The organism is Enterococcus sp. DIV2371, from assembly GCF_050498525.1.
In the GTDB taxonomy this organism is placed as follows: domain Bacteria; phylum Bacillota; class Bacilli; order Lactobacillales; family Enterococcaceae; genus Enterococcus_B; species Enterococcus_B mangumiae.
On the sequence record NZ_JBIPAJ010000001.1, the window covers coordinates 2,138,391 to 2,160,245 of the forward strand.

The 21,855-nt window shown below is 40.0% G+C and carries 23 protein-coding genes; 1 reads left to right on the forward strand and 22 read right to left on the reverse strand.

The window, feature by feature from the left end:
- Window positions 1-205 precede the first annotated feature (205 nt).
- On the forward strand, window positions 206-1,309 hold the full coding sequence (locus IGL24_RS09930; protein ID WP_207700094.1) for an aminopeptidase P family protein: 1,104 nt from the start codon (window positions 206-208) through the stop codon (window positions 1,307-1,309).
- Between the two features lie 143 nt (window positions 1,310-1,452).
- Here IGL24_RS09930 and IGL24_RS09935 read toward each other — a convergent pair whose 3' ends face one another.
- The 22 genes from IGL24_RS09935 to prfB all read right to left on the reverse strand — a co-directional run bounded on the left by IGL24_RS09935 (window position 1,453) and on the right by prfB (window position 21,689).
- Complete coding sequence (locus tag IGL24_RS09935) at window positions 1,453-1,899, reverse strand: GNAT family N-acetyltransferase (RefSeq protein ID WP_207700382.1); 447 nt, start codon at window positions 1,897-1,899, stop codon at window positions 1,453-1,455.
- A gap of 99 nt (window positions 1,900-1,998) precedes the next feature.
- Entirely contained in the window at window positions 1,999-2,562 is a 564-nt protein-coding gene (locus IGL24_RS09940; protein WP_206853702.1) for a YtxH domain-containing protein, read from the reverse strand.
- 2 nt (window positions 2,563-2,564) lie between these two features.
- Window positions 2,565-3,008: a DUF948 domain-containing protein gene (locus IGL24_RS09945; protein WP_207114935.1), complete on the reverse strand. Its 444-nt coding sequence runs from the start codon at window positions 3,006-3,008 to the stop codon at window positions 2,565-2,567.
- A 124-nt stretch (window positions 3,009-3,132) separates the two neighbouring features.
- The gene (gene galU, locus IGL24_RS09950) at window positions 3,133-4,065 is read right to left on the reverse strand and encodes a UTP--glucose-1-phosphate uridylyltransferase GalU (RefSeq protein WP_207114936.1); all 933 of its coding nucleotides are present in this window, start codon (window positions 4,063-4,065) and stop codon (window positions 3,133-3,135) included.
- Between the two features lie 22 nt (window positions 4,066-4,087).
- The gene (locus IGL24_RS09955) at window positions 4,088-5,101 is read right to left on the reverse strand and encodes an NAD(P)H-dependent glycerol-3-phosphate dehydrogenase (RefSeq protein ID WP_207700381.1); all 1,014 of its coding nucleotides are present in this window, start codon (window positions 5,099-5,101) and stop codon (window positions 4,088-4,090) included.
- A gap of 43 nt (window positions 5,102-5,144) precedes the next feature.
- Window positions 5,145-5,975 (reverse strand): prolipoprotein diacylglyceryl transferase, encoded by an 831-nt coding sequence (lgt, locus tag IGL24_RS09960; protein ID WP_206853692.1) that lies wholly within the window; start codon window positions 5,973-5,975, stop codon window positions 5,145-5,147.
- A gap of 17 nt (window positions 5,976-5,992) precedes the next feature.
- Window positions 5,993-6,931: an HPr(Ser) kinase/phosphatase gene (gene hprK, locus IGL24_RS09965; protein WP_207700380.1), complete on the reverse strand. Its 939-nt coding sequence runs from the start codon at window positions 6,929-6,931 to the stop codon at window positions 5,993-5,995.
- A 231-nt stretch (window positions 6,932-7,162) separates the two neighbouring features.
- Entirely contained in the window at window positions 7,163-7,519 is a 357-nt protein-coding gene (locus tag IGL24_RS09970) for a phage holin family protein (RefSeq protein ID WP_206853688.1), read from the reverse strand.
- The gene (locus IGL24_RS09975) at window positions 7,519-7,824 is read right to left on the reverse strand and encodes a PspC domain-containing protein (protein WP_206853686.1); all 306 of its coding nucleotides are present in this window, start codon (window positions 7,822-7,824) and stop codon (window positions 7,519-7,521) included. Before IGL24_RS09975 ends, IGL24_RS09970 begins: the two co-directional genes overlap by 1 nt.
- Before the next feature lie 152 nt (window positions 7,825-7,976).
- Window positions 7,977-9,548, reverse strand: a complete 1,572-nt coding sequence (liaX, locus tag IGL24_RS09980; RefSeq protein WP_207114939.1) for a daptomycin-sensing surface protein LiaX — start codon at window positions 9,546-9,548, stop codon at window positions 7,977-7,979.
- A gap of 111 nt (window positions 9,549-9,659) precedes the next feature.
- Entirely contained in the window at window positions 9,660-10,418 is a 759-nt protein-coding gene (locus IGL24_RS09985; protein WP_206853672.1) for a YibE/F family protein, read from the reverse strand.
- The gene (locus tag IGL24_RS09990; protein ID WP_206853670.1) at window positions 10,415-11,464 is read right to left on the reverse strand and encodes a YibE/F family protein; all 1,050 of its coding nucleotides are present in this window, start codon (window positions 11,462-11,464) and stop codon (window positions 10,415-10,417) included. Before IGL24_RS09990 ends, IGL24_RS09985 begins: the two co-directional genes overlap by 4 nt.
- Before the next feature lie 385 nt (window positions 11,465-11,849).
- On the reverse strand, window positions 11,850-12,536 hold the full coding sequence (gene phoU / locus IGL24_RS09995) for a phosphate signaling complex protein PhoU (protein ID WP_206853669.1): 687 nt from the start codon (window positions 12,534-12,536) through the stop codon (window positions 11,850-11,852).
- 12 nt (window positions 12,537-12,548) lie between these two features.
- Complete coding sequence (pstB, locus tag IGL24_RS10000) at window positions 12,549-13,307, reverse strand: phosphate ABC transporter ATP-binding protein PstB (RefSeq protein ID WP_206853667.1); 759 nt, start codon at window positions 13,305-13,307, stop codon at window positions 12,549-12,551.
- A 15-nt stretch (window positions 13,308-13,322) separates the two neighbouring features.
- Window positions 13,323-14,129: a phosphate ABC transporter ATP-binding protein PstB gene (gene pstB, locus IGL24_RS10005; protein WP_206853665.1), complete on the reverse strand. Its 807-nt coding sequence runs from the start codon at window positions 14,127-14,129 to the stop codon at window positions 13,323-13,325.
- A 14-nt stretch (window positions 14,130-14,143) separates the two neighbouring features.
- On the reverse strand, window positions 14,144-15,028 hold the full coding sequence (gene pstA / locus IGL24_RS10010; protein WP_206853662.1) for a phosphate ABC transporter permease PstA: 885 nt from the start codon (window positions 15,026-15,028) through the stop codon (window positions 14,144-14,146).
- A complete protein-coding gene (gene pstC, locus IGL24_RS10015; RefSeq protein WP_206853658.1) occupies window positions 15,028-15,948 on the reverse strand; it encodes a phosphate ABC transporter permease subunit PstC in 921 nt (306 codons plus the stop codon). Before pstC ends, pstA begins: the two co-directional genes overlap by 1 nt.
- 115 nt (window positions 15,949-16,063) lie before the next feature.
- Window positions 16,064-16,918: a phosphate ABC transporter substrate-binding protein PstS gene (locus IGL24_RS10020; protein WP_206853655.1), complete on the reverse strand. Its 855-nt coding sequence runs from the start codon at window positions 16,916-16,918 to the stop codon at window positions 16,064-16,066.
- Between the two features lie 346 nt (window positions 16,919-17,264).
- On the reverse strand, window positions 17,265-18,713 hold the full coding sequence (gene cls, locus IGL24_RS10025) for a cardiolipin synthase (protein ID WP_207114943.1): 1,449 nt from the start codon (window positions 18,711-18,713) through the stop codon (window positions 17,265-17,267).
- Between the two features lie 202 nt (window positions 18,714-18,915).
- Entirely contained in the window at window positions 18,916-19,800 is an 885-nt protein-coding gene (ftsX, locus tag IGL24_RS10030; protein WP_277989366.1) for a permease-like cell division protein FtsX, read from the reverse strand.
- Window positions 19,793-20,479, reverse strand: a complete 687-nt coding sequence (ftsE, locus tag IGL24_RS10035; RefSeq protein ID WP_206853647.1) for a cell division ATP-binding protein FtsE — start codon at window positions 20,477-20,479, stop codon at window positions 19,793-19,795. Before ftsE ends, ftsX begins: the two co-directional genes overlap by 8 nt.
- A 111-nt stretch (window positions 20,480-20,590) precedes the next feature.
- A protein-coding gene (gene prfB / locus IGL24_RS10040) for a peptide chain release factor 2 (protein WP_207699418.1) occupies window positions 20,591-21,689 on the reverse strand; the annotation gives its coding sequence in 2 pieces (ribosomal slippage) (window positions 20,591-21,616 and window positions 21,618-21,689; 1,098 coding nt in all).
- Window positions 21,690-21,855 lie beyond the last annotated feature (166 nt).

Genomic DNA, 21,855 nt, shown 5'->3' on the forward strand with positions numbered 1-21,855 from the left:
TCCTATTCTGTTTTTATATCTTTTCTGAAAATACGATTTACATTTCTAAAACAGGATATCAAAGATTGACAGAAATTGCAACCGTTTTACTAGCGTTTTCATGAAAAAAAACACCTTTTTCACTTTTAGTCAATTGGTCTTTTTTTATAAGAGTGGTACAATGAATTATCGAAACATGTCATAAATGTGAAAGAAGGATGTCCAAATGAATCTTGAAAAAATCAACGAATTACGCCAATGGATGGCCCAAAAACAAATCGACCTTGCTTATATCAGTGATCCAGGTCATATCGCCTATTTTTCCGGCTATGAAAGTGAGCCACATGAGCGTGTCCTCGCGCTGTTCCTGCCACTTGAGCAAGATCCTTTCTTATTCACGCCAGCTTTAGAAGTAGAAGATGCGCAAAATAGCAGTTGGTCTTATGATGTACGTGGATACCTTGATAGTGAAGATCCTTGGGTCTTGATCGGTCAGGAGATCCGCACACGTTATCCACAACTTAAAACGATTGGGATCGAAAAAAATGCGTTGACGGTTGACCGCTTTGATGCGTTATCACAACAAATGACAGGTACTGTTCAGTATGCTGATCTGACTCCTGCTATCCAACGATTACAATTGATCAAAACAACAAAAGAAAAAGATCAATTGATTGCCGCAGGAAAATGGGCAGATGTTGCTTTTGAGATTGGTTTTCGTTCGATCAAAGAAGGTGTCACGGAACAAGCAATCATTGCTGAAATCGAATATCAATTAAAAAAACAAGGTGTTTCTCAAATGTCTTTTGATACATTGGTCTTAGCTGGGACAAATGCCGCAAGCCCTCATGGAACTCCTGGCAGCACGACGATCCAACCCAATGAACTGGTCTTATTTGATCTAGGCGTCGTATGGGATGGCTATTGCAGTGATGCCACCCGAACTGTTGCTTACCAAAAGCCAACGGAATTTCAAGAAAAAATCTATCAAATCACACTTGAAGCACAATTGGCAGCCCAAGAAGCAGTTCGTCCTGGGATAACAGCCGCTGAACTCGATCAAATCGCTCGAAACGTGATTGAAAGCTACGGCTACGGCGAATATTTCAATCATCGTTTAGGACACGGCATCGGCACGACTGTCCATGAATATCCATCCCTTGTAGCTGGCAATGATCTAGTGATTGAAGAAGGCATGTGTTTTTCATTGGAACCTGGTATTTACATCCCAGATCAAGTCGGCGTAAGAATCGAAGATTGCGTCTATGTCACAAGCAACGGCTGCGTGCCATTTACAACAACACCAAAAGAATTATTAGTAGTGGAGTAAGGTTGTGAGAAAGCCGTTCAGCTCCGAGTATTAAGACAGAACTTGAGAAAATAGCTTCTCCTTAAAAAAGCGAAAAATCCCCAAAAAATAGGAAACTATTTTCGGGGATCATCGCTTTTTTTCAATGAGAAATATCTGATTCATCATGTACTCGGTTTTTGCTGTTGACTTGATAATTGTTTCTTCAAGTAAAATTTTGTCGTCCCCACAAAAGGCATATCTTCGACCGAAGCAAATACGTCAAAACCGTATTTTTCATAGAATCTTCGTGCCTGATAATCTTGGGTATTGACCGTCATATACAGGCATTGATTTTCCAAGGCTTCTTGTTGAACGGCTTCGATCAATTGTGAGCCGATGCTTTCATGACGGTGCGATTGTTCTACACCGAGCAATGAGAGGTGCAAGGTATTCCAAAATAAAGATGCCACTGCTCCTCCGAGCCATTTTTCATCCTTGATGGCACTGATCGAAATTATCTTCGCTGTTAAGGGTTCATTTCCAGTAAAAGATTGCGTATATTGCTCGTTCAATACTGCAATGATTTTCTTTTCGTTTTTTTCAGTATCGCTTTTCTTGATTTCAAACATCGATAAACTCCTTCCTTAACTTCATGATAGAAGAGTAAAAAAGGCACGAAACAGATGGACATCTGATCGCGCCTTTTTGCTTTTACTGGTTACTCTTGCTTATTTAAATGTATCTTTTAAGTCTTCTTTTGCACTCGCTGCATCTTCTTTTGCCATCTCAGACAAGATTTTTGCATCTTCGGCAACTGGTTTCGCTTCTTCGATACCTTCTTTGATCGTGCTACCCGCTTGGTCTGCTGTATCTTTGACATCGATCAAGATATCGTCTTTAGCAGATGCTGCAGTATCGCCTAAGTCAGCAGCAGATTTTTTGAAGCGATCAGATAGATCAGCTGATTGTTCTTTCAATGTAACTAAAATATCTTCAGATTCATCTCCTGCATCTGCTGTAGCGTCTGAAACTGTTTGTTTTACATTGCCAGCTAAGTCGCCAGCTTGTTGTGAAAGATCGTGTGCTTTTTCTTTTGCAATGCTTGTAAATTCAGTTGATTTTTCTTTTGCCATATCTGTATAATCAGAAGCCATATCTAGAAAATCATCTGCTTGTGCTGCTAATTCATCACGTAATTCTTTACCTGATTTTGGTGCAAGTAATAAAGCTGCCACCGCTGCTGCTGTCCCACCAATCACTGCACCTAGTAAAAATCCACCTTTTTTTGCCATGATCATTTTCCTCCTGTCGTATCTGTTGTTGGTTTTTTATGTTTGAAGAATTTCATTGCAGTACCACCGACTTTTCCGGCAACAGTTGCTTTTGCTGTTGTTTTCCCGATGCCACCGACTTTCGTTACGATGTTTCTACTTGAAGAATTCAATTCTGACACGCTCTCGCTCAAATCAGCGACAGCCGTAAATAAAGGATCGATCGTTGCTACTTTTCCATTGATATCATTCAACAATTCGTTACTTTTTACTAACAAGCCCTCGACTTGCCTCGATAAAAGATCAACATCCTTTGTAACGACTTCGATCGTTGTGTTTGCTTCATTTACGGTTTGTTCCGCTTTTTCAATCGTTTTTGCTAATCGAATCAATACGCGTACTAGAAAGACCACGAGTATCGCAAAAGCAATTGCTGCAATCAAGCCAGCAATTTCTCCAACTGTCATAATCAAGCCCCCTTCTCCTCTTCTTGCTATAAGGATAGCATTTTCGTATTTTTTAAACAAATATAAAATAGCAAAACGCTTCAACTACCTACAGTTTGATCAGCAGCTGAAGCATCTCGCTTGTTTATTTTTTGTCGGTTGATTGAGAAGTTTCTGTTGGTTTATTTAAAGATGTAGGAGCCTCTGCTGCTAAAGACTTACCTAATGACATGATATATTCTTTTAATGGTCCACCCACTTCTGGATGCGTCAATCCATATTCGATGCTCGTTTTCATAAAGCCAAATTTATCGCCCACATCATAACGTTTTCCAGTAAACTTACGAGCGAAAACGCGTTGTGTTTTATTCAATGTATCGATTGCATCTGTCAATTGGATCTCGTTACCTGCACCTGGTTTTTGTTCTGCTAACACATCAAAAATCTCTGGTGTCAATAAATAGCGTCCAATAATTGCTAAATCACTTGGTGCTTTACTTGGTTCAGGTTTTTCAACAAAATCTTTTACATTGAATAAACCGTCTTCTAATTCTTCTCCTGGATTGATGATCCCATATTTAGACGTATCTTTATGTGGTACTTGCATGACGGCGATCGTTGATGCATGTGTACGCTCGTAGTCATCGATCAATTGTTGTGTCAATGGGATTTCATCTTCCATGATGTCATCGCCTAACATGACAACGAATGGTTCATTTCCGATAAATGCTCTTGCTTGTAAAACAGCATGTCCTAGCCCTTTAGGATGCGATTGACGAATGAAATGAAGATTGACGTCAGTTGTTTCTTCAACTAATTTCAATAATTCAGTTTTTCCTTTTTCGCCTAAGTTCGTTTCCAATTCAATATTTGAGTCAAAATGATCTTCGATTGGACGTTTTGCTTTTCCAGTGACGATCAAGATATCTTCAATTCCTGATTTCAACGCTTCTTCTACGATAAACTGAATCGTTGGTTTATCAACGATCGGTAACATTTCTTTTGCCATCGCTTTTGTTGCAGGTAAAAATCTTGTTCCTAAACCTGCTGCTGGAATAACTGCTTTTTTTACTTTCATTTTTTTCTCTCCCTTAAAAATGTTAGTGAAATTCATTCTCTTGTTTGCCATCGCGCAACATGATTTCTGTTGCTGCTTCATTTATGTTTTTGTGCTCATACAGCACTTCATAAATCGTTTGAGTGATCGGCATCTCGATCCCCATGGTCTCAGCTAATTCTTTAGCTGCTCGTGTGGTCTGCACACCTTCCACGACCATGCCCATATTGTCCAAGACTTCGTTTAACTCATGGCCTTGTCCAAGGAGATTACCAGCACGCCAATTTCTTGAGTGGATACTTGTACAGGTGACGATCAAATCTCCGACACCGCTTAGTCCTATGAAAGTCAGAGGATCCGCGCCCATTGCGACACCTAAGCGGCTGATTTCAGCTAATCCCCTTGTCATGATGGCCGCTTTGGCATTATCACCAAAACCTAGTCCATGGATTGCACCCGCTCCAATAGCAATGATGTTTTTCAAAGCGGCACCCATTTCAACCCCAATAACATCAGGATTCGTATAGATGCGGAAATAATGATTCAAAAACAATGTTTGAACAAATTGAGCAGCTATTGCTTCTGTACTTGCTGCTGTGATCGTCGTGATATCCCGACGAGCCACTTCTTCAGCGTGACTTGGACCAGATAAGACAACAATTGCTTGTCTTTTTTCTGCTGGGATCTCTTCTGCTAATACTTCAGAGATCCGCTTGTGTGTCCCTTGTTCCAAACCTTTACTTGCATGGATGATCACTGGTTTTGTCTGCAATACTTGGACAAGGTCCTGACTGACAGAACGAATCGCTTTGGTTGGTACTACGAACAACACAGCGTCTACATCAGAAACTGCCTCAGCCATGTCTGTATAAGCGATGATCGATTCGGGCAATTGGTGATTTGGCAAATAACGCTCATTGGTATGCTTTTGATTGATTTCAGTGATCTGTGAGGCACGATGCCCCCAGAGTCGAACGTCATGACCATTTTCAGCTAGCACTTGTGCTAATGCTGTTCCCCACGAGCCAGCACCTAAAACCGCTACCCTATATCTCATTTTACCACTCCTGCAAATTTTTTCATTTTTTTCGACTTGGACCTTAGATAATCAATTGATTTTTCCCTAAAGATCGGTCGTAATCCGGTACATTTCCTTTTTTTCGACGTAAAATGAATAGCACGATCGCTCCGATGAAAAGTACAGCGGATAGAAGCTGCGATACTCGAATCACATCAAAGAGGTAAAGACTATCCGTTCTCAGACCTTCAATGAAGAAACGACCAAAACTGTACCACATCAAATAAACAAGTGCGACTTCACCTTTTTTCAAAAGATGAGTTTTTTTTCGTAACAGCAAGAGAATGATCACGCCAACAAGACTCCACAACGATTCATAAAGAAACGTTGGCTGGCGGTAAATGCCATCGATATACATATTGTCGATGATAAAATTTGGCAAGTATAAGCTTTCTAAAAAACTTCTCGTTGTATCTGGGCCGAATGCTTCATGATTCATGAAATTCCCCCAACGTCCGATTGCTTGTGCTAACAAAACACTTGGTGCCGCAACATCTAAGAATGTCCAAATATCAATAAAGTGATATTTGGTATAAAAATATAACGTGATTCCACCAGCGATCAAACCGCCATAAATCGCTAAACCACCTGAGCGAATATTGAATATCTGGATGGGATTTTCGATATATTGTGGCAAGTCGAATAATATATAATACAAACGCGCTCCGATGATCGAAAGGGGTAATCCCCATAACATAAAGTCAGTGACATCTTCGGCTTTCATTCCAACTCTTACTGCTTCACGGCTGCTTAACCACATGGCAATGATGATGCCTGAAACAATGATCAACGCGTACCAGTAAATAGGGATTCCTAAAAGGTCAAAGGCGACCCGATTGATTTGTGCAACCATGCTTTCACTCCTTGGTATTATTGTCCGCCTGAATTTTCTTCGATCAAACGGCTCAATCTTTCTTCAAATGTTTTCGTTGCATCGAATCCCATTGTTTTTGCACGGAAATTCATCGCAGCAACTTCAATAATGATTGCGACATTTCGTCCGGTTTTCACAGGGATCTTGATTTGTGGAATCCCAACTTCTGCAATTTCAACAGAGGTATCTTCAGAACCTAAACGATCATATTTTTTATCTTTCGCCCAAGCTTCCAAGTAGACAGCTAATTGGACTTGCATCGAACCTCTGACTGCACTAGCTCCAAAAAGATTCATTACATCAATGATCCCGATGCCACGGATCTCAATCAAATGTTCAAGGATCTTTGGTGGCTCCCCAATAACGGTCAGTTCATCTTGTTGATAGACATCTACTCGATCATCTGCAATCAAACGATGGCCTCTTTTGATCAACTCTAATGCCGTTTCACTTTTCCCGATGCCACTATCTCCTTGTATCAAGACACCCAACCCATAGACATCGACTAATACACCGTGAACACTTGTCCTAGGTGCTAATCGTCCATCTAAATAACTTGATAGCTCACCTAGCAACCGTGAAGTTGAAATTGGCGAGCGCAAGACTGCCATCCCGTGTTCATTTGCTGCTTGGATCATTTCTTCTGGCGCAGCTAATCCTCTAGAGATGATAAATGCTGGTATATCTTCACTACATAAGCGACGCATGATCATTAAACGCTCTTCTGGCATCATACGTTCTGCGAAGCTGATTTCTTTACTCCCAAATAACTGTAGTCGATCATGAGAATAATAATTAAAATAACCGGTCAATTCCAAACCAGGTCTGGAGATATCACCAGTTACGATGACACGATTTAAACTTTGCTCGTCACCAGTGACGATTTCTAATGATAGTTTTTCTACTAATTGGCTAACTTTTACCATTTCTGCCATTCGTGTACCCTCATTTCTATTAAACTGTTCTCTTTTATTTTATCATTCTATCGAAAAAAGTACTACCAATAAAAAGAACAAAGGATATCCTTTTCATTACACTCGTTTTTTCTATCAGTCGTTAAAGAAGAAAGCGCTATTAAAACTCCACTAAATAATAAGAGGAAGCGACATTTGCCACTTCCTCATTTGTCTTATTCTATGATGATACAATGTTCTTTGCATTGTTTTCTAATGGTTCTTGTCGAAATTCCGTTTACTCACCACGATATTTACGAATGACATGATCACTGCAATCACCAACGCTGAGCCAAATGACGAAAAGCTGAAATTAGCTGCTCCGACAAAGAAGGAGGTCATTTGTAAAATCAGTGCGTTGATAACAAAAGTGAACAAGCCGAAAGTCAATAAAGTAATCGGGATGGAAAAAAACATGATAAACGGTCTGATCAATAGATTCAATACGGAAAGAACAAAACTAGCCACGACTGCCGTCCAAATACTATTTACAAAAATCATATTTGGAAAGATGACTGCCAGAGAGATAAACGTCAGCGTACTAACAACAATACGTTGAAGATAAGACATTAAAAGTCACTCCATTCGTCATCGTTGATTTTCTCTGCCTCTTTTCGTTTATTGGTTTGTTCTCTGTAGTTATTTTTTTGATAATAATCGTTGTCATGTCCATAACGTCGTGAATCTCTTTTTCCTGACGGCACAAGTAAAGCCAACAGAATATATAAAATAATCGGGCTTCCAAATGCAACTAAACTTAAAAATACGTAGATTACACGTACTACTGTTGGGTCAATACCGATATATTCAGCGATCCCTGCTAAAGTACCAGTCAATACGATATTTTTATTTGATTTTGTCAACTTTTTTCTCATTATCTTTCACCTCTGTTCTACTATTTTAATGGAAGAAAACTGGTCTGACAATCTTACTTCAAAAGATTTATTGAATCGTAAATCTTTTTGATTCATATAAGTACGATTTTCGCTTCGAGCTTCCCCTTTTCAGAAAGTCGAAGCGAAAGAAATTATTTATCTGTGTCTTTTAGATAGATGCTACCTGTTGTCGTAGACAATTGGATATTCGCCATTTCATTTTCAGAAAGACGACGGAATTCTAACATTTGATTCGTGCGCTCTTTCTTTTCACGAATCACTTCATAGTCAGAAAGACGACTATTGATACTACCTAGGCTAGTTTTTGCATGTCCGTCCATACCGATAGTCGTTGGCAATGCAACTTTTACGTTCCCGTTGACTGAGCTTGCTTCGATTTTTTTCAAACGATCTTCTCTTACAGTCAAGCGAACATCGCCATTGACTAATGAAATCGCTAAGTTTTCAGGTGTTGCCCCAAAAGTAACTGTGCCATTGACAGTTTCAATGATGGAATCTAAGATATCGCCATTACGTACGTCGATATTCCCATTCACTCCACCAATCTCAAGCATCGTTGCGGCCATTTGTTCAACCACGATATTCCCATTCGTTGACTTCATGTAAATATCTTTGACATCTAAATCTTCAACTTGGATATTACCATTTAGCAATTTGATTGCTGTGTGGTCGTATGTGCGTTTTGGTAAGTAGAAAACTAGATCAGCACGCACGCGTTTGTTCGGGATTTGGAACGAAATGTGTTCATCGTTGACTTCGATCTGGCTACGTTCAGCAAATGCTTCATAAGGCTCAGCACCCATTTTTCCATAAAGCTTGATTTTCGCTTCCACTTTTACGTCTTCGCTATCCCAAGTCTTCACAGTCACGTTTCCGTTTGCTGCTTTGATGTCGATGATACTTGCTTGTGGTGCGCTGTAGTAAAATTCATGCTCGAATTTAGTCGTAGCGATTCCAGGTACACGTAAGCTGACATCTTTCCATTCCATATTGTCATTGACTGTTACAGATACAGTTTGGAAGGTTTTCTTTAAGAATTTACCTAACTGCGTTCCAGCTTCAGTCATTTTCTCGCCAACTTGGTTCAACGTATCGTTGGCTTGTTCTTTCCAATCTTCTGGTAAGTCAAATTTTTCAGCAAACGTATCTTTTTTCTCGTTCCACTGATTTTTACGGATATCTTTCAACTCAGCTTCAAGCTTGATGCGTTCTTCTGATAAAAGATCGCCAGCTTCTTCTAGTTCTTTGATTTCTTGTTCAAGTTGTTGGCGTTGTGCTAACTCTTCTTCAGACAATTGATCTAACTCTTCTTTTGTATTCAATTGCATCAATGTTTCCTGTTTTTCATTGCGTGCAATTTTATTTTCAAAAAGTTTTGCGTTGACTTCATCCAAGTGAGCAGAAGCTTTGTTTGCTTCAGTTGCCAACTCATCTAAGATTTTTTCTAGATTTTCTTGATCTTCTTGTTCTTTTTGTTTTGGATCTGCTTCTACCGTTTCACGTTCAGCTCTGCCATTTTCAAGTTCATCGATCAAGCGACTCGCTTCATCTGTTTCTTTATGATTAGCATGTACACGATCTGCCTCTTTTGCGATTTGCTTTTCGTCTTTTTCAGTTGCCATACTCTCCAATAGGTCTAAGCCTTCTTCTGTTGAAAGGATGCCCTTTTTAACTAGTTCTAAAATACGTTCTCTTTCTTTCATGGAAATTGCCTCCTTATAGCAAAAATTGTTTGCAAGCTTTTCCTTACATACATATTATGCAATGGTTTGAAGAAAAAGTCATAGGACTTAAGTTGTAACTTTCTCTCATTCTTAGGATGATTTTTCTTGCCGAGTGAAAAAAAATGAAGAAATGACTGATGTTATCGGTAAAACAAGGATTGCTGCACTTGTCGTGATCATTACTGTTACATATTCTAAAACGAACGTTTTTTCGTTGATCAATTGTCCAAAAGATAATTCTAGATCGATAAACCATAAAATCAGCGCTAAACAATTTCCCATAAAAGCAAAGACCAATGTCGTCACTGTGGTCGCTAAGATTTTTCTGCCGATCCGCAGACTTGATCTTACTAACTCACGATAGGTTTGTACTGGATTTGCAAGGTATACCTCATAGGTCGCACTGGCGATCGATACACTTGCATCTAAGACTGCCCCGCTCACACTGATCAATAAAATCGCCCGGGTCAATGCGAGAAAATCCAATGACACATGTAAATCAAAACCTGTCAGCTCATCTAATTCGATTCTTGTAAAACCTTGTATCGCCAATTCAGATAAAAGTGGCGTCACGAATAAAAAGACAACTAGAAAGAATACTACACTAACAAATGCTGCTTTCATCTTTAAGTTATAGCCGTTAACAAAAAACAACGTCACACAAGTGATCAATAAAAAGATACCCACAGCACTTGGCAATACTGGCAAACGAAAATGGTAAAGAAGCAATAAGAGAAAAAACAAAAGTACATTGGCAAACAATCCTAAAATCGTATACAGACCATTTTTGCCTCCCACTAAAAAAATCAAAAGCACTAAAAGAAGTGTCAATAATAATAGTACATTCATCGACTCGCCCTCCGATAGTTCAAATGACCTAAGTAACACAAGAGGGAGATCGGAATCGAAAGGACGATTCCCAGACTCCCGCTGATCACCCGTAACAATTCCAACGAAAGATGCAATTCAATTGCATCTCTCAAAGGCCAACCGTTACTAAAGTAAACAAGTAACATGGGGATCGTGCCGCTAATATAAACGAATAGTAAAATATTGGTCATCGAGCCGATCACATCTTGCCCGACCATTTGACCGGACTGCCACAATCGTTTCATGGTTAGGTTTGGCTGTTTGCTCACCAATTCATCCAAAGTCGTCGTGACAGTTACGACCGTATCCAACACACCACCGGTCATTCCGACTAATAAACTAGCCAAAAAAACGGAACGATAAGGTCGAGTCAAGTAGCTCATTTCCTCATAACGCAAGCCATTATCATTTAAGTATTCCATTACCAATAAACAAATTAGAAATGCGATACCTACACTACTAATAGTCGCTACGATTTTTACCAGTCCGCTTTTTTGCCAACCATCTAACGCAAAAACACCGATGATCGTCCCTAAAAAGACAAAAAGCATACTCGTCATAACTAATGATATTCCTTGTGTCTGTGTGAAGCCTTGCAGAAGGAATATCAGTAAAAAGAGATTGAGACCCACGCTGACCAAAGTGAACACCCCTGCTTTGCCGCCGATGAATAGTAACGCACATATAAATAAACTTGTAAAAAGAAACATCCAACCATCATTCTTTTTGCTCATTATTTGCCATTCATCCCCGATTTTTCTTACGAGATAAAGTTGATCAGGTTGGACTTTCGCGTGTTCGATTTGATTTTCTTGATACGGAACAGCCAGAGTAAGAATCGTTCCTTTCGCTTCTGTATTCATTAATTCCCCTTTGATCACTTGTTGTTCCTCTTCTATCGAAGCTTGCTGGACTTGCATGATTGGTTCTTCATACCAAAATGTCGTGTTTTGGATTGCCCATGCGGCGAGGAAACAACTACAAAGGATCAAACATTTGATCAATAATCGAATTTTATTCTGCATACGCCTTCCTTTCATAGGTTGTGAAAGAAGTGGTCAGCTCCGAGAAATAAGCGGGAAGAACCGAAAATTGTTCTTCAAATTTTTGGGGCTTCCCGCTTATTTCTGAAGGAGCTACTTCTTGAACACCGTTTATCTGGGTTGTGAAAGAAGTAGTCAGCTTCTTGCACACCATTTTTTCAGTTTTAAGGGCACAAGACACTTATGTCCAAGATTCATGAAATTTATAAAATGGTCAACAATGAGCATCAGTCATCACCAAATTACAAATAATCATTCCCTACTTAATGTAAAAGCCAACCTCCAAAAATAGGACTCTATTTTCGGAGGTTGGCTTTTATCTCTCAGAAATCCTGCTCAGCATTTGATAAAAATCAATTGATGCTTTTTATCGTTGATTAGACTCTTCGTTATGGTTTGTGTTCAACTCAGTGATTTTACCTGTGGCTAGATACACGATCCATTCACAGATGTTTGTTACGTAGTCACCGATACGTTCTAAATAACTTGCCACGTTCACATAGTCTGTTCCACTGATCACTGTTTCCGGATTGGATTGCATGTTTTTGATCGTTGCATTATAGATGCGATTGAACGATTCATTGACACGATGGTCCATGTTTGCAATCGTACGTGCGTCTTTCTCATCTGTTTTAACATAAGCGACTAAGACGTTATCCACCATTTTTTTAACGTAATCTGACATATCAGAGATTTCTTTTTCGATTTCAGGAATTCGTGTTTCTCCTTTAAGACGAATCGTTGATTTGGCGATCGATACAGCATGGTCAGCCATACGCTCTAGATCTGAACTTGCTTTCATTACTGTGATGATCGTCCGTAGGTCGGTCGTCACTGGTTGTTGTAAAGCAATCATTTCAAAGCTTTTTTTCTCTAAGCGTGTTTCCATATCATTGATCAAAATGTCATTTTCAATCACTTCTTTTGCCAGAACCTTGTCGTGTTTTGTGTAAGAGCGCACTGATTTATGCACGGCATTACTGACCATCATTCCCATTTCGTAAAATTGATTATGAAGGTTCAATAATTCTTCTTCAAATTGTGTTCGTAACATCCTCTTTCCTCCTTATCCGAATCGTCCTGAGATGTAATCTTCGGTTTCTTTTTTCTCTGGATTCATAAATATTTTTTTCGTATTGTTGAATTCAATCAAATTGCCATCTAAAAAGAAGGCTGTTTTGTCTGAAATACGTGATGCTTGTGACATATTGTGTGTCACGATGATCATTGTGTAGCGTTCTCTTAACTCTAACAACATACTTTCTATTTTACCAGTAGAAACCGGATCTAGGGCACTTGTTGGCTCATCTAGCAAAATAATGTCGGGATTGACTGCCAACACGCGGGCGATACAAACACGTTGTTGTTGTCCGCCGGATAAAGACAACGCACTTTTATGCAGTTTATCTTTAACATCTTCCCACACAGATGCTGCTTTCAAACTTTCTTCGACTACTTGGTCTAAAACTTTTTTGTCTTTTTCCCCTTTGATCTTCAATCCATAGATGACATTTTCATAGATGGAAAAAGGGAAAGGATTGGGTTGTTGGAACACCATGCCGATTTCTTTACGTAGGCCAACGATATCCGTTTTAGGACTGTAGATATCTTTGCCTTTATAAACCACACTACCAGTGATCGTCACACCTGGGATCAAATCGTTCATACGGTTCAATGAACGTAAATAAGTTGATTTCCCACAACCAGATGGTCCGATCATCGCCGTGATCTCGCCTTTATTGAAACTTAGATCAATGCCTTTCAAGGCTTCTTTTTCCCCATAATACAGATGAAGATCTTTTGATGAGATAATTTCTTTTGTCATAGCAAGTCCTCCGTCTTAACCAAAATGACCGGACACATAGTCTTCGGTTGCCTGAATCTTTGGTCTAGTAAATATCTTGTTCGTCTTGTCATACTCGATCACATTTCCAAGATAGAAGAAAGCAGTATAATCACTGATACGGGCAGCTTGTTGCATATTGTGCGTTACAATGATGATCGTATAATCTTCTTTTAAATTGACTAATGTTTCTTCTACCGTCCCTGTTGAGATCGGATCTAAGGCACTCGCTGGTTCATCAAGCAACAAGATGTCAGGTTTCATTGCGATCGCACGAGCGATACATAGACGTTGTTGTTGTCCACCTGAAAGTGCCAAGGCACTTTTGTGTAAACTGTCTTTTACTTGATCCCATAACGCTGCTTGCTTCAAACTCGTTTCAACGATTTCATCTAATTTTTGTTTATTTTTCTCACCGTGTTGTTTCAGTGCAAATGTGATATTGTCATAGATCGATTTACTAAATGGGTTCGGACGTTGGAACACCATACCGATTCTTTTACGCATTTCGTAAACGTCGATTTGCGGTGCATTGACATCAACTTCTTTGTACATGATTTTTCCGGTGATCTTCGTATTAGCGATTCCATCATTCATCCGGTTCAACGAACGAAGGTACGTAGATTTCCCACATCCTGATGGTCCGATCAAAGCCGTGATCTTGTTTTTTTCAAATTCAAGATCGACCCCTTTGATGGCTTCGTTATCGCCATACCATACATGCAAATCATCTGTATATAGAGCGACTTCTTTTTCAGTGCCCATTTTGATGATGTTGGTTTCATTCATATTATATTCTTTCATTCTGCTTCTTCTCCTTAAGCTGAAGTCATTTTACGGTGCAGACGTTTTCCGATTGCTCGAGCACCAAAGTTGAATAGTAACACTGCAATGATCAATACCGCAGAAGCTCCTGCTGAAACGGAAACGCCATCTGGCATCGTTCCTTCTGTATTGATTTTCCAAATGTGGACAGCTAGTGTTTCAGCTTGTCGGAAGATACCGATCGGGCTGGAAATGCTCAATGGATTCCAGTTGGTAAAATCTAAGGCTGGTGCACTTTGACCAGCTGTGTAGATCAAAGCTGCGGCTTCTCCGAAAATACGACCAGAACTTAGGATGACTCCTGTTAGAATCCCTGGTGTCGCCTCAGGAACGACCACACGAAGCACTGTTTCCCAACGAGACAAGCCTAAAGCTAAACCGGCTTCACGTTGTGTGTAATGGACAGCTTGTAATGATTCTTCGACTGTCCGAGTCAACAAAGGTAAGTTGAAGACTGTCAAGGCTAAGGCACCTGAAATAATCGAGAATCCATATTGGAATTGGATAACGAAAACCAAGAAACCGAATAAACCGACAACGACAGAAGGTAATGAGCTAAGGATCTCGATCGATGTGCGGATCACATCTGTCAACCAGTTCTTCCCTGCATATTCAGACAAGTAGATCCCTGCACCAAGTGAGATTGGAAAACTAATGATCATTGTGATGATCAGTAAGTAGATAGAGTTGAATAATTGGATCCCGATCCCGCCGCCTTCTTGATACGCTTTTGACGGTTCAGTCAAGAATGACCATGAGATATGTGGAATACCGCGAACTAAAATATAAAGAAGCAACGCAGCGAGGATCAGGACAATGATGCCTGAAATCACATATAAAACACCTGTTGCTATTTTATCAGAACGTTTTGCATTCATTATTTCAATTCTCCCTTCTTACCAATCAAGCGGATAACGATATTAAAGAATAATGACATCAAGAGTAAGATCAGAGCCAATGACCAAAGAACATTATTTTCAACAGTTCCCATGATCGTATTCCCGATACCCATTGTCAAGATCGATGTCAGCGTCGCAGCTGGTGTTGTAAAGCCTGTTGGCATCAATGCAGCATTACCGATAACCATTTGGATCGCCAAGGCTTCACCGAAAGCACGAGCCATCCCGAAAACGATTGCTGTCAAGATTCCTGGAACTGCCGCACGTAAAACTACTTTATACGTTGTTTGCCATCTTGTCGCTCCCAATGCAAGCGAAGCTTCACGATAATGTCTTGGAACAGCTTTTAATGCATCGACAGTCATTGTCGTAACTGTCGGTAAGATCATGACGAACAAGACAAATGTTCCGGCTAAAATACCAAAACCAGTTCCACCGAAAATGCCACGGATAAATGGAACGATGACTGATAGACCGATAAAACCATAAACAACTGAAGGAATCCCTACAAGTAGCTCAATGACCGGTTGTAAAATCTTTGTTCCGTTTTTGGGTGAAATTTCCGTCATAAAAACGGCTGCACCGATCGCAAACGGTGTTGCAATGATAGCAGATAAAAAAGTGACGATAAACGAGCCCGCGATCATCGGTAGGGCTCCAACCATTGGTTTGCCATCCGGCCCTAACGCACTCGGATTCCAATTTGTTCCAAACAAGAAATCAAAGATATTGATTTTATCAACAAAAAAGGTCGCTAACCCTTTGCTGGCAACAAAATAAAATATTGCTAAAACAACCACTACGATCAACGCAATACATAAAAAGCTGATAAACTTTCCACGTTGTTCCATTTTCGAGCGCTTGGATTTAGTTACTAGTGCTTTTTTTACATCTTCCACAGATGATTCCTCCTTGGTCCTTTAACATACCTATACAGTCTACTAAGCGAATATCAATTTGATTTTAATAACATGTAAATTTTTTGCTAACTTTGTAAATTTTGTGTAAAGATGGTTAATTCACCACATTACCTTCCCAATCACGTTCAACTTCCATTCTGGAAACCGGAATATAGCCTAGATCACCGACAATATTGTTTTGTACTTCATCAGACAAGATGTAAGCTAAGAAGTCTTTCGTCAATTGACTTGTTTCTTTTCGTGTATACATATGTTCATATGCCCAGATCGTCCAATCATTTGTCGTTACATTCTCTTCAGTTGGTTCCACACCGTCGATTTTCAATGTATCTACATCTTTTGATACATAAGAAAAGGCCACGTAGCTGATTGCTCCTGGTGTATCAGCAACGATTTGACGAACCATTCCACTAGAATCTTGTTCTTGTGAACGAATCGCTGTCTCGCCGTCTAAGACCCATTTTTCAAAAGTAGCTCTAGTTCCACTGCCTGCTGCGCGGTTCAAGATGACGATGGGCTGATCTTTCCCACCTAATTGTTTCCAGTTCGTTAGTTCACCAGTAAAAACTTTTCTCAAATCTTCCATTGAAATGTTTTCGATACCGACTTCTTTATTGACGATCGGTGTGATACCGACAACTGCCACTCGATGGTCGATCAATGCAGCTGCATCGATTCCTGATTTCTCTTCTGCAAACAAATCAGAATTCCCGATCTCCACAGCTCCTGATTGGACTTGAGATAAACCAGTCCCGCTTCCTCCACCTTGTACATTGATAAATTTACCAGGATTTTCTGACTGGTAAGTTTCAGCAACCGTCTCCACTAAAGGCTGTAAAGCGGATGATCCGACCGCTGTGATTGATTCTCCTTGATCGACTAGGTTTGAACACCCAGACATTGTTATGGCTAGTACAATCATTGGTAATAATAAACGTAATTTTTTCATTAGAAATCTCCTTCAATCCTAAAGTAAATCCATTTTAACATTTTCATTATTACTTGAAAATCAATTGATTTTATTAAATAACAAATAATTTAATATAATTGAAAAAAATACTATCTCAATAAATTTTTCTATGCTATACTGGCATTGAAATGTGTCTCTGTACCAAGCAAGCATTAACTTATTTCTTGCTTTCCCCAAAAAACAAGAAATACCCCAAAAGTTAATTCCCGCTCTTGCGAGACGCTTTCTCCATTTCTTGTAATGAACTACAGAAATGGCCCCGATAGAAAAGGACATGAAAATCTACTCTAACGAGTCTATTTCATGTCCTTTTTTGTTCACTTTTTTACAAGAGTGGGGAGACAAGACGAGCCAGGCCCTCTTTTAGCTTGATCACCAAACCTCGTGCCTCATAGCGTTCTTTTGTCAGGCGCTCAGAAACTTTCGCATCCTCAAAAAAAGCACCGCGAACTTGCGTGGCGAGTCGTTCATCATAGATCAATGTATTCACTTCAAAGTCTAGACGGAAAGAACGCACGTCGATATTTGCAGATCCTACGGAAACGATGCCGCTATCGATGATCATTGTTTTCGCATGGATAAAACCATTTTCATAGGTTTCGATGATTGCACCATATTCAATCAGTTCTGCAGCAAAAGAATATGTTGCCCAATAGACTAATGGATGATCTGGTTTGTTAGGAATCTGTAAATGAACTTTCACGCCCGACAATAAAGCCAATTTCAAGGCTTCATGAATCGATTCATCTGGAATATAATACGGTGTTTGGATCAAAATCTCTCGTTTAGCAAGTGAGATCATTTTAAGGTACGTCATTTTGATCTGTTCATGTTCTGAGTCTGGACCACTGGTTACGACTTGTAAAGCAATCTCCCCGCCTGAAGCAATGCTTGGGAAATAGCGTGCCGCATAGTTTACTTCTTTTGTATGTTGGGAATTCCAGTCCATCAAGAAACGGTTTTGTAACGCATAGACTCCTTCACCATAGATCCGTAGGTGATTATCTCGCCAATAACCAAATTTTTGTACGAGTCCCAAATACTCATTTCCGACGTTGAATCCACCGGTATAACCAATCTGTCCATCGATCACTACGATTTTTCGGTGATTGCGATAATTGATCCGCGGGTTCAAATAAGGAACAAAAAGCGGGAAAAAGAAAGCCACTTCTCCGCCAGCTTCCTTCAACTCATGGAAGAACTTAGACGAAACTTCTGTTGATCCCCACGCATCTAACAAGACCCGCACTTGAACGCCTCTTTTTGCAGCCGCAGTCAATGCTTGGCATACTTCAACGCCTAAGCTATCACTACGATAGATATAATACTGTAAATGGATGTGATCGGTCGCTTGATCGATATCCTCGATCAGACGGTCAAATTTCTCACGACCATCGGTAAATAATGTGACATCATTACTTGTGGTGTACAAGGTGCTTTCACCAACAGTCAACATGTAGATCAACTGTTTTACATCAACTTGTCCAGTAGGCGGGTGCGGATAAAGCCCGCGCATCAATGCCTGCCGATCCTCTTCAATCTCTAAGTTCTTCCCGATCTTTCCTTGGATCTTCAAATCAAAAATCTTATCTTTTGAAATGCCTCGCCCAAAGAATATGTAAAGGAAAAAACCAAGGATCGGGATAAAAGTCAACACCAGCAACCATGCCCACGTCTGAGCAGTCTCTTTTCTTTCTGTAAATACGATTACTAGAGATAATAGTGTATTCGTAAGTAGCAAGATCGTTGAAAAATTATCAAAAATAATATCCATTGTTTCACCTCTTGTCTGGCTATCTTCTCTAGGATAGCGAAGTTGTTTTGTTAAGTAAAGAAAAAGTATCGATTTACCTGTTATATGCTTTGGTCAGAGCGTTTTTCAGCCTAGACAAACAACTTCCCTAATAAAATAAGAAGAATTTTACGTACAAAAAAACCAGCAGGATCGCTCCCACTGGTCTGTTTCATATCGTAAATTAAAATTTCAAAAATCTTCTCATTGAAATAATCGAACCTAATGAACCAATGATGACACCAATACCGGCCATCAATACGTCGATTTTCCAAACGATCTCCTGTGGCTGTATCAACGAGTAATTTGAGCGCAACAAGGTTGGATTGAGTAAACCATAGATTTGTTGATACCCAAATGTAATGATCAATACAGGAAGAATCGCACCGATCAAACCGATCCAACCACCTTCCAAGAAGAACGGCCAGCGGATATAGCCATTTTTGGCACCAACTAAGCGCATGATCTGGATTTCTCTTTGGCGGGAAATGATCGTAATACGAATCGTATTTGAGATCAAGAACATCGCAACGAACAATAGTAATGCAGCAGCTGCTAAGCCCCACGTACGAACAGCAGCGGCGATATCAAAGATACGGTCAGATGAAGTTCCGCCGTAATCCGAACGGAAAACATTTTTCAACTTCGCTGCTTCTTCAGAAACTTCTTTTGTATGTGAAGGTTCTGTCGTTGTTACTACGTACACATCATACAACGGATTGCCGTCCCCTTCAAACAAACTCCATGAATCACCCATTTGATCTTGGATTTTCTTTAATTCCTGATCTTTACTTGAAAAATCAACGTTCTTGACATGATCAAGCTCTTTCAACTCTTTTTCGAGTGTTTCCATGTCTTTTTCACTTGTTCCGATATCAACGAATACTGAGACATCTACGTTGCCTTCAATATCTTCAGCTAATTTAGTCGCATTCATGATGATCGCCATAAATACACCGACTAGTGTCAATGTGATCGTTACTGCACTGATCGAGGCGATCGTCATCCAACCGTTTCGTTTTAAACTTTTGATACTTTCTAATAAATGGCGGAAAAAGGTTCTAATCATCGTATCCATATTCCCCTTCCGCTTGGTCACGAATAATCCGGCCATTCTCAATAGCGATTACTCGGTGACGAATTGTATTAACGATCGTACTATTATGTGTCGCCATAACGACAGTCGTTCCTTGTGCATTGATCCGATCCAATAACTTCATGATCTCCCATGAGTTTTCCGGATCCAAGTTTCCTGTCGGTTCATCTGCAATCAGTACTTTCGGTGTATTCACGATCGCTCGTGCAATCGACACACGTTGTTGTTCCCCACCTGATAGTTCACTTGGGAAAACACGTACTTTATGCTTCAAGCCAACGAGATCTAACACTTCCATTACCCTTTTTTTAATGTCGCGAGGCTTTCTGCCGATTACTTGCATCGCATAAGCGACATTTTCGTATACCGTTTTTCGAGGTAATAATTTATAGTCTTGGAACACTACTCCAATTTCTCTACGTAAATAAGGTACTTCACGATCCTTGATTTCCATTAGATCATGGCCAGCAACGTTCAACGTGCCTTTCGTTGCTTTTTCTTCTCGGTACATCAACTTGATGAATGTAGATTTACCAGCACCAGATGGTCCTACTACATAGACAAACTCTCCTTGGTCAATGACGATCGAGAGATTTCGGATAGCCGTGGTACCATTTGAGTACTTCTTCATTACATCCTTCATTTCAATCATGGCGTTCTCTCCATATCTTTTCAGTCTTTAGTCATTATAGCATGGGAATGTTTCAGCTTGCTTGCGAAATCTTACAATTTTATTTCAATTTACTGCCAAGACGATCATCTCTTAAATGTGCATTTTTAAGTAACCATCGATGAACGGGTCTAATTCACCATCCATCACCGCTTGAACATTACCTGTTTCTACATTTGTTCGGTGATCTTTGACCATTGAATAAGGATGGAAAACGTAAGAACGGATCTGTGAACCCCATCCGATTTCCATTTGTTCGCCACGTAGCGCCGCTGCTTCTTGTTCTTTCTTTTCTACTTCTAGTTGATAAAGTTTGGCTTTCAGCATCCCCATCGCTTGTTCGCGGTTTTTTAATTGTGAGCGTTGTGCCTGACTGGCAACGACAGTACCTGTTGGCAAATGAGTGATTCGAACCGCAGATTCAGTTTTATTGATGTGCTGTCCACCAGCTCCACTTGCGCGATAAGTGTCGATCTTCAAATCATCAGGGTTGATCTCGATATCGATCATGTCGTCTAGTTCCGGCATCACGTCCACCGAACAAAAGGATGTATGTCGGCGTTTCGCAGAATCAAACGGTGAGATCCGGACTAAGCGATGCACCCCTTTTTCCGATTTCAAATAACCATAAGCATTATGCCCTTTGATCAACAATGTCACACTTTTGATACCCGCTTCATCACCTGCTTGATAGTCTAACATCTCTACTTGGTAACTGTGTTGCTCTGCCCAACGTGTGTACATGCGCAACAACATACTTCCCCAGTCTTGAGACTCTGTTCCACCAGCACCTGGATGAAGCTCAACGATCGCATTGTTGCGGTCATAAGGTCCATCTAATAACATCGCTAATTCATAAGTCGTCATCTTTTCTGCTAAAAGGCTGATTCGTTCTTGCGCCTCTTCTTGCATTTGCGCATCTGGCTCTTCTTGTAACATTTCCACCATCAACTCTAATTCTTCTAACTCTTGAGCAAGTTCATTGAACTGGTCATAGGTTTCTTTGTTTGCGTTGTTTTCATTGATTACTTTTTGTGCAGCTTCACTATCATCCCAAAAACCTGGTTCAGCCATTTTTGCTTCTGCTTCAGCAATATCTTCTTCCAGCTGATCTAAGTCAAAGAGACCCCCTAAAACTTGTGACTTTCTCTTGCATTTCGGTTAGGAGGTTTCGAATCTCAGAAATTTCCATTTCGATTTCCTTCTTTCTGTCTAATCTTCATTGTTTAGTCTACCAGAATCTTGTGCGAACAGAAAGAATAAGATGCGACTGCACGTGCTTCTTCCTCTCACCCAGTTCTTATAAGATAGTAGAGATTTGTGTGTGCCAAAAGCAACCTCTTCGGAAATAAGGTGAA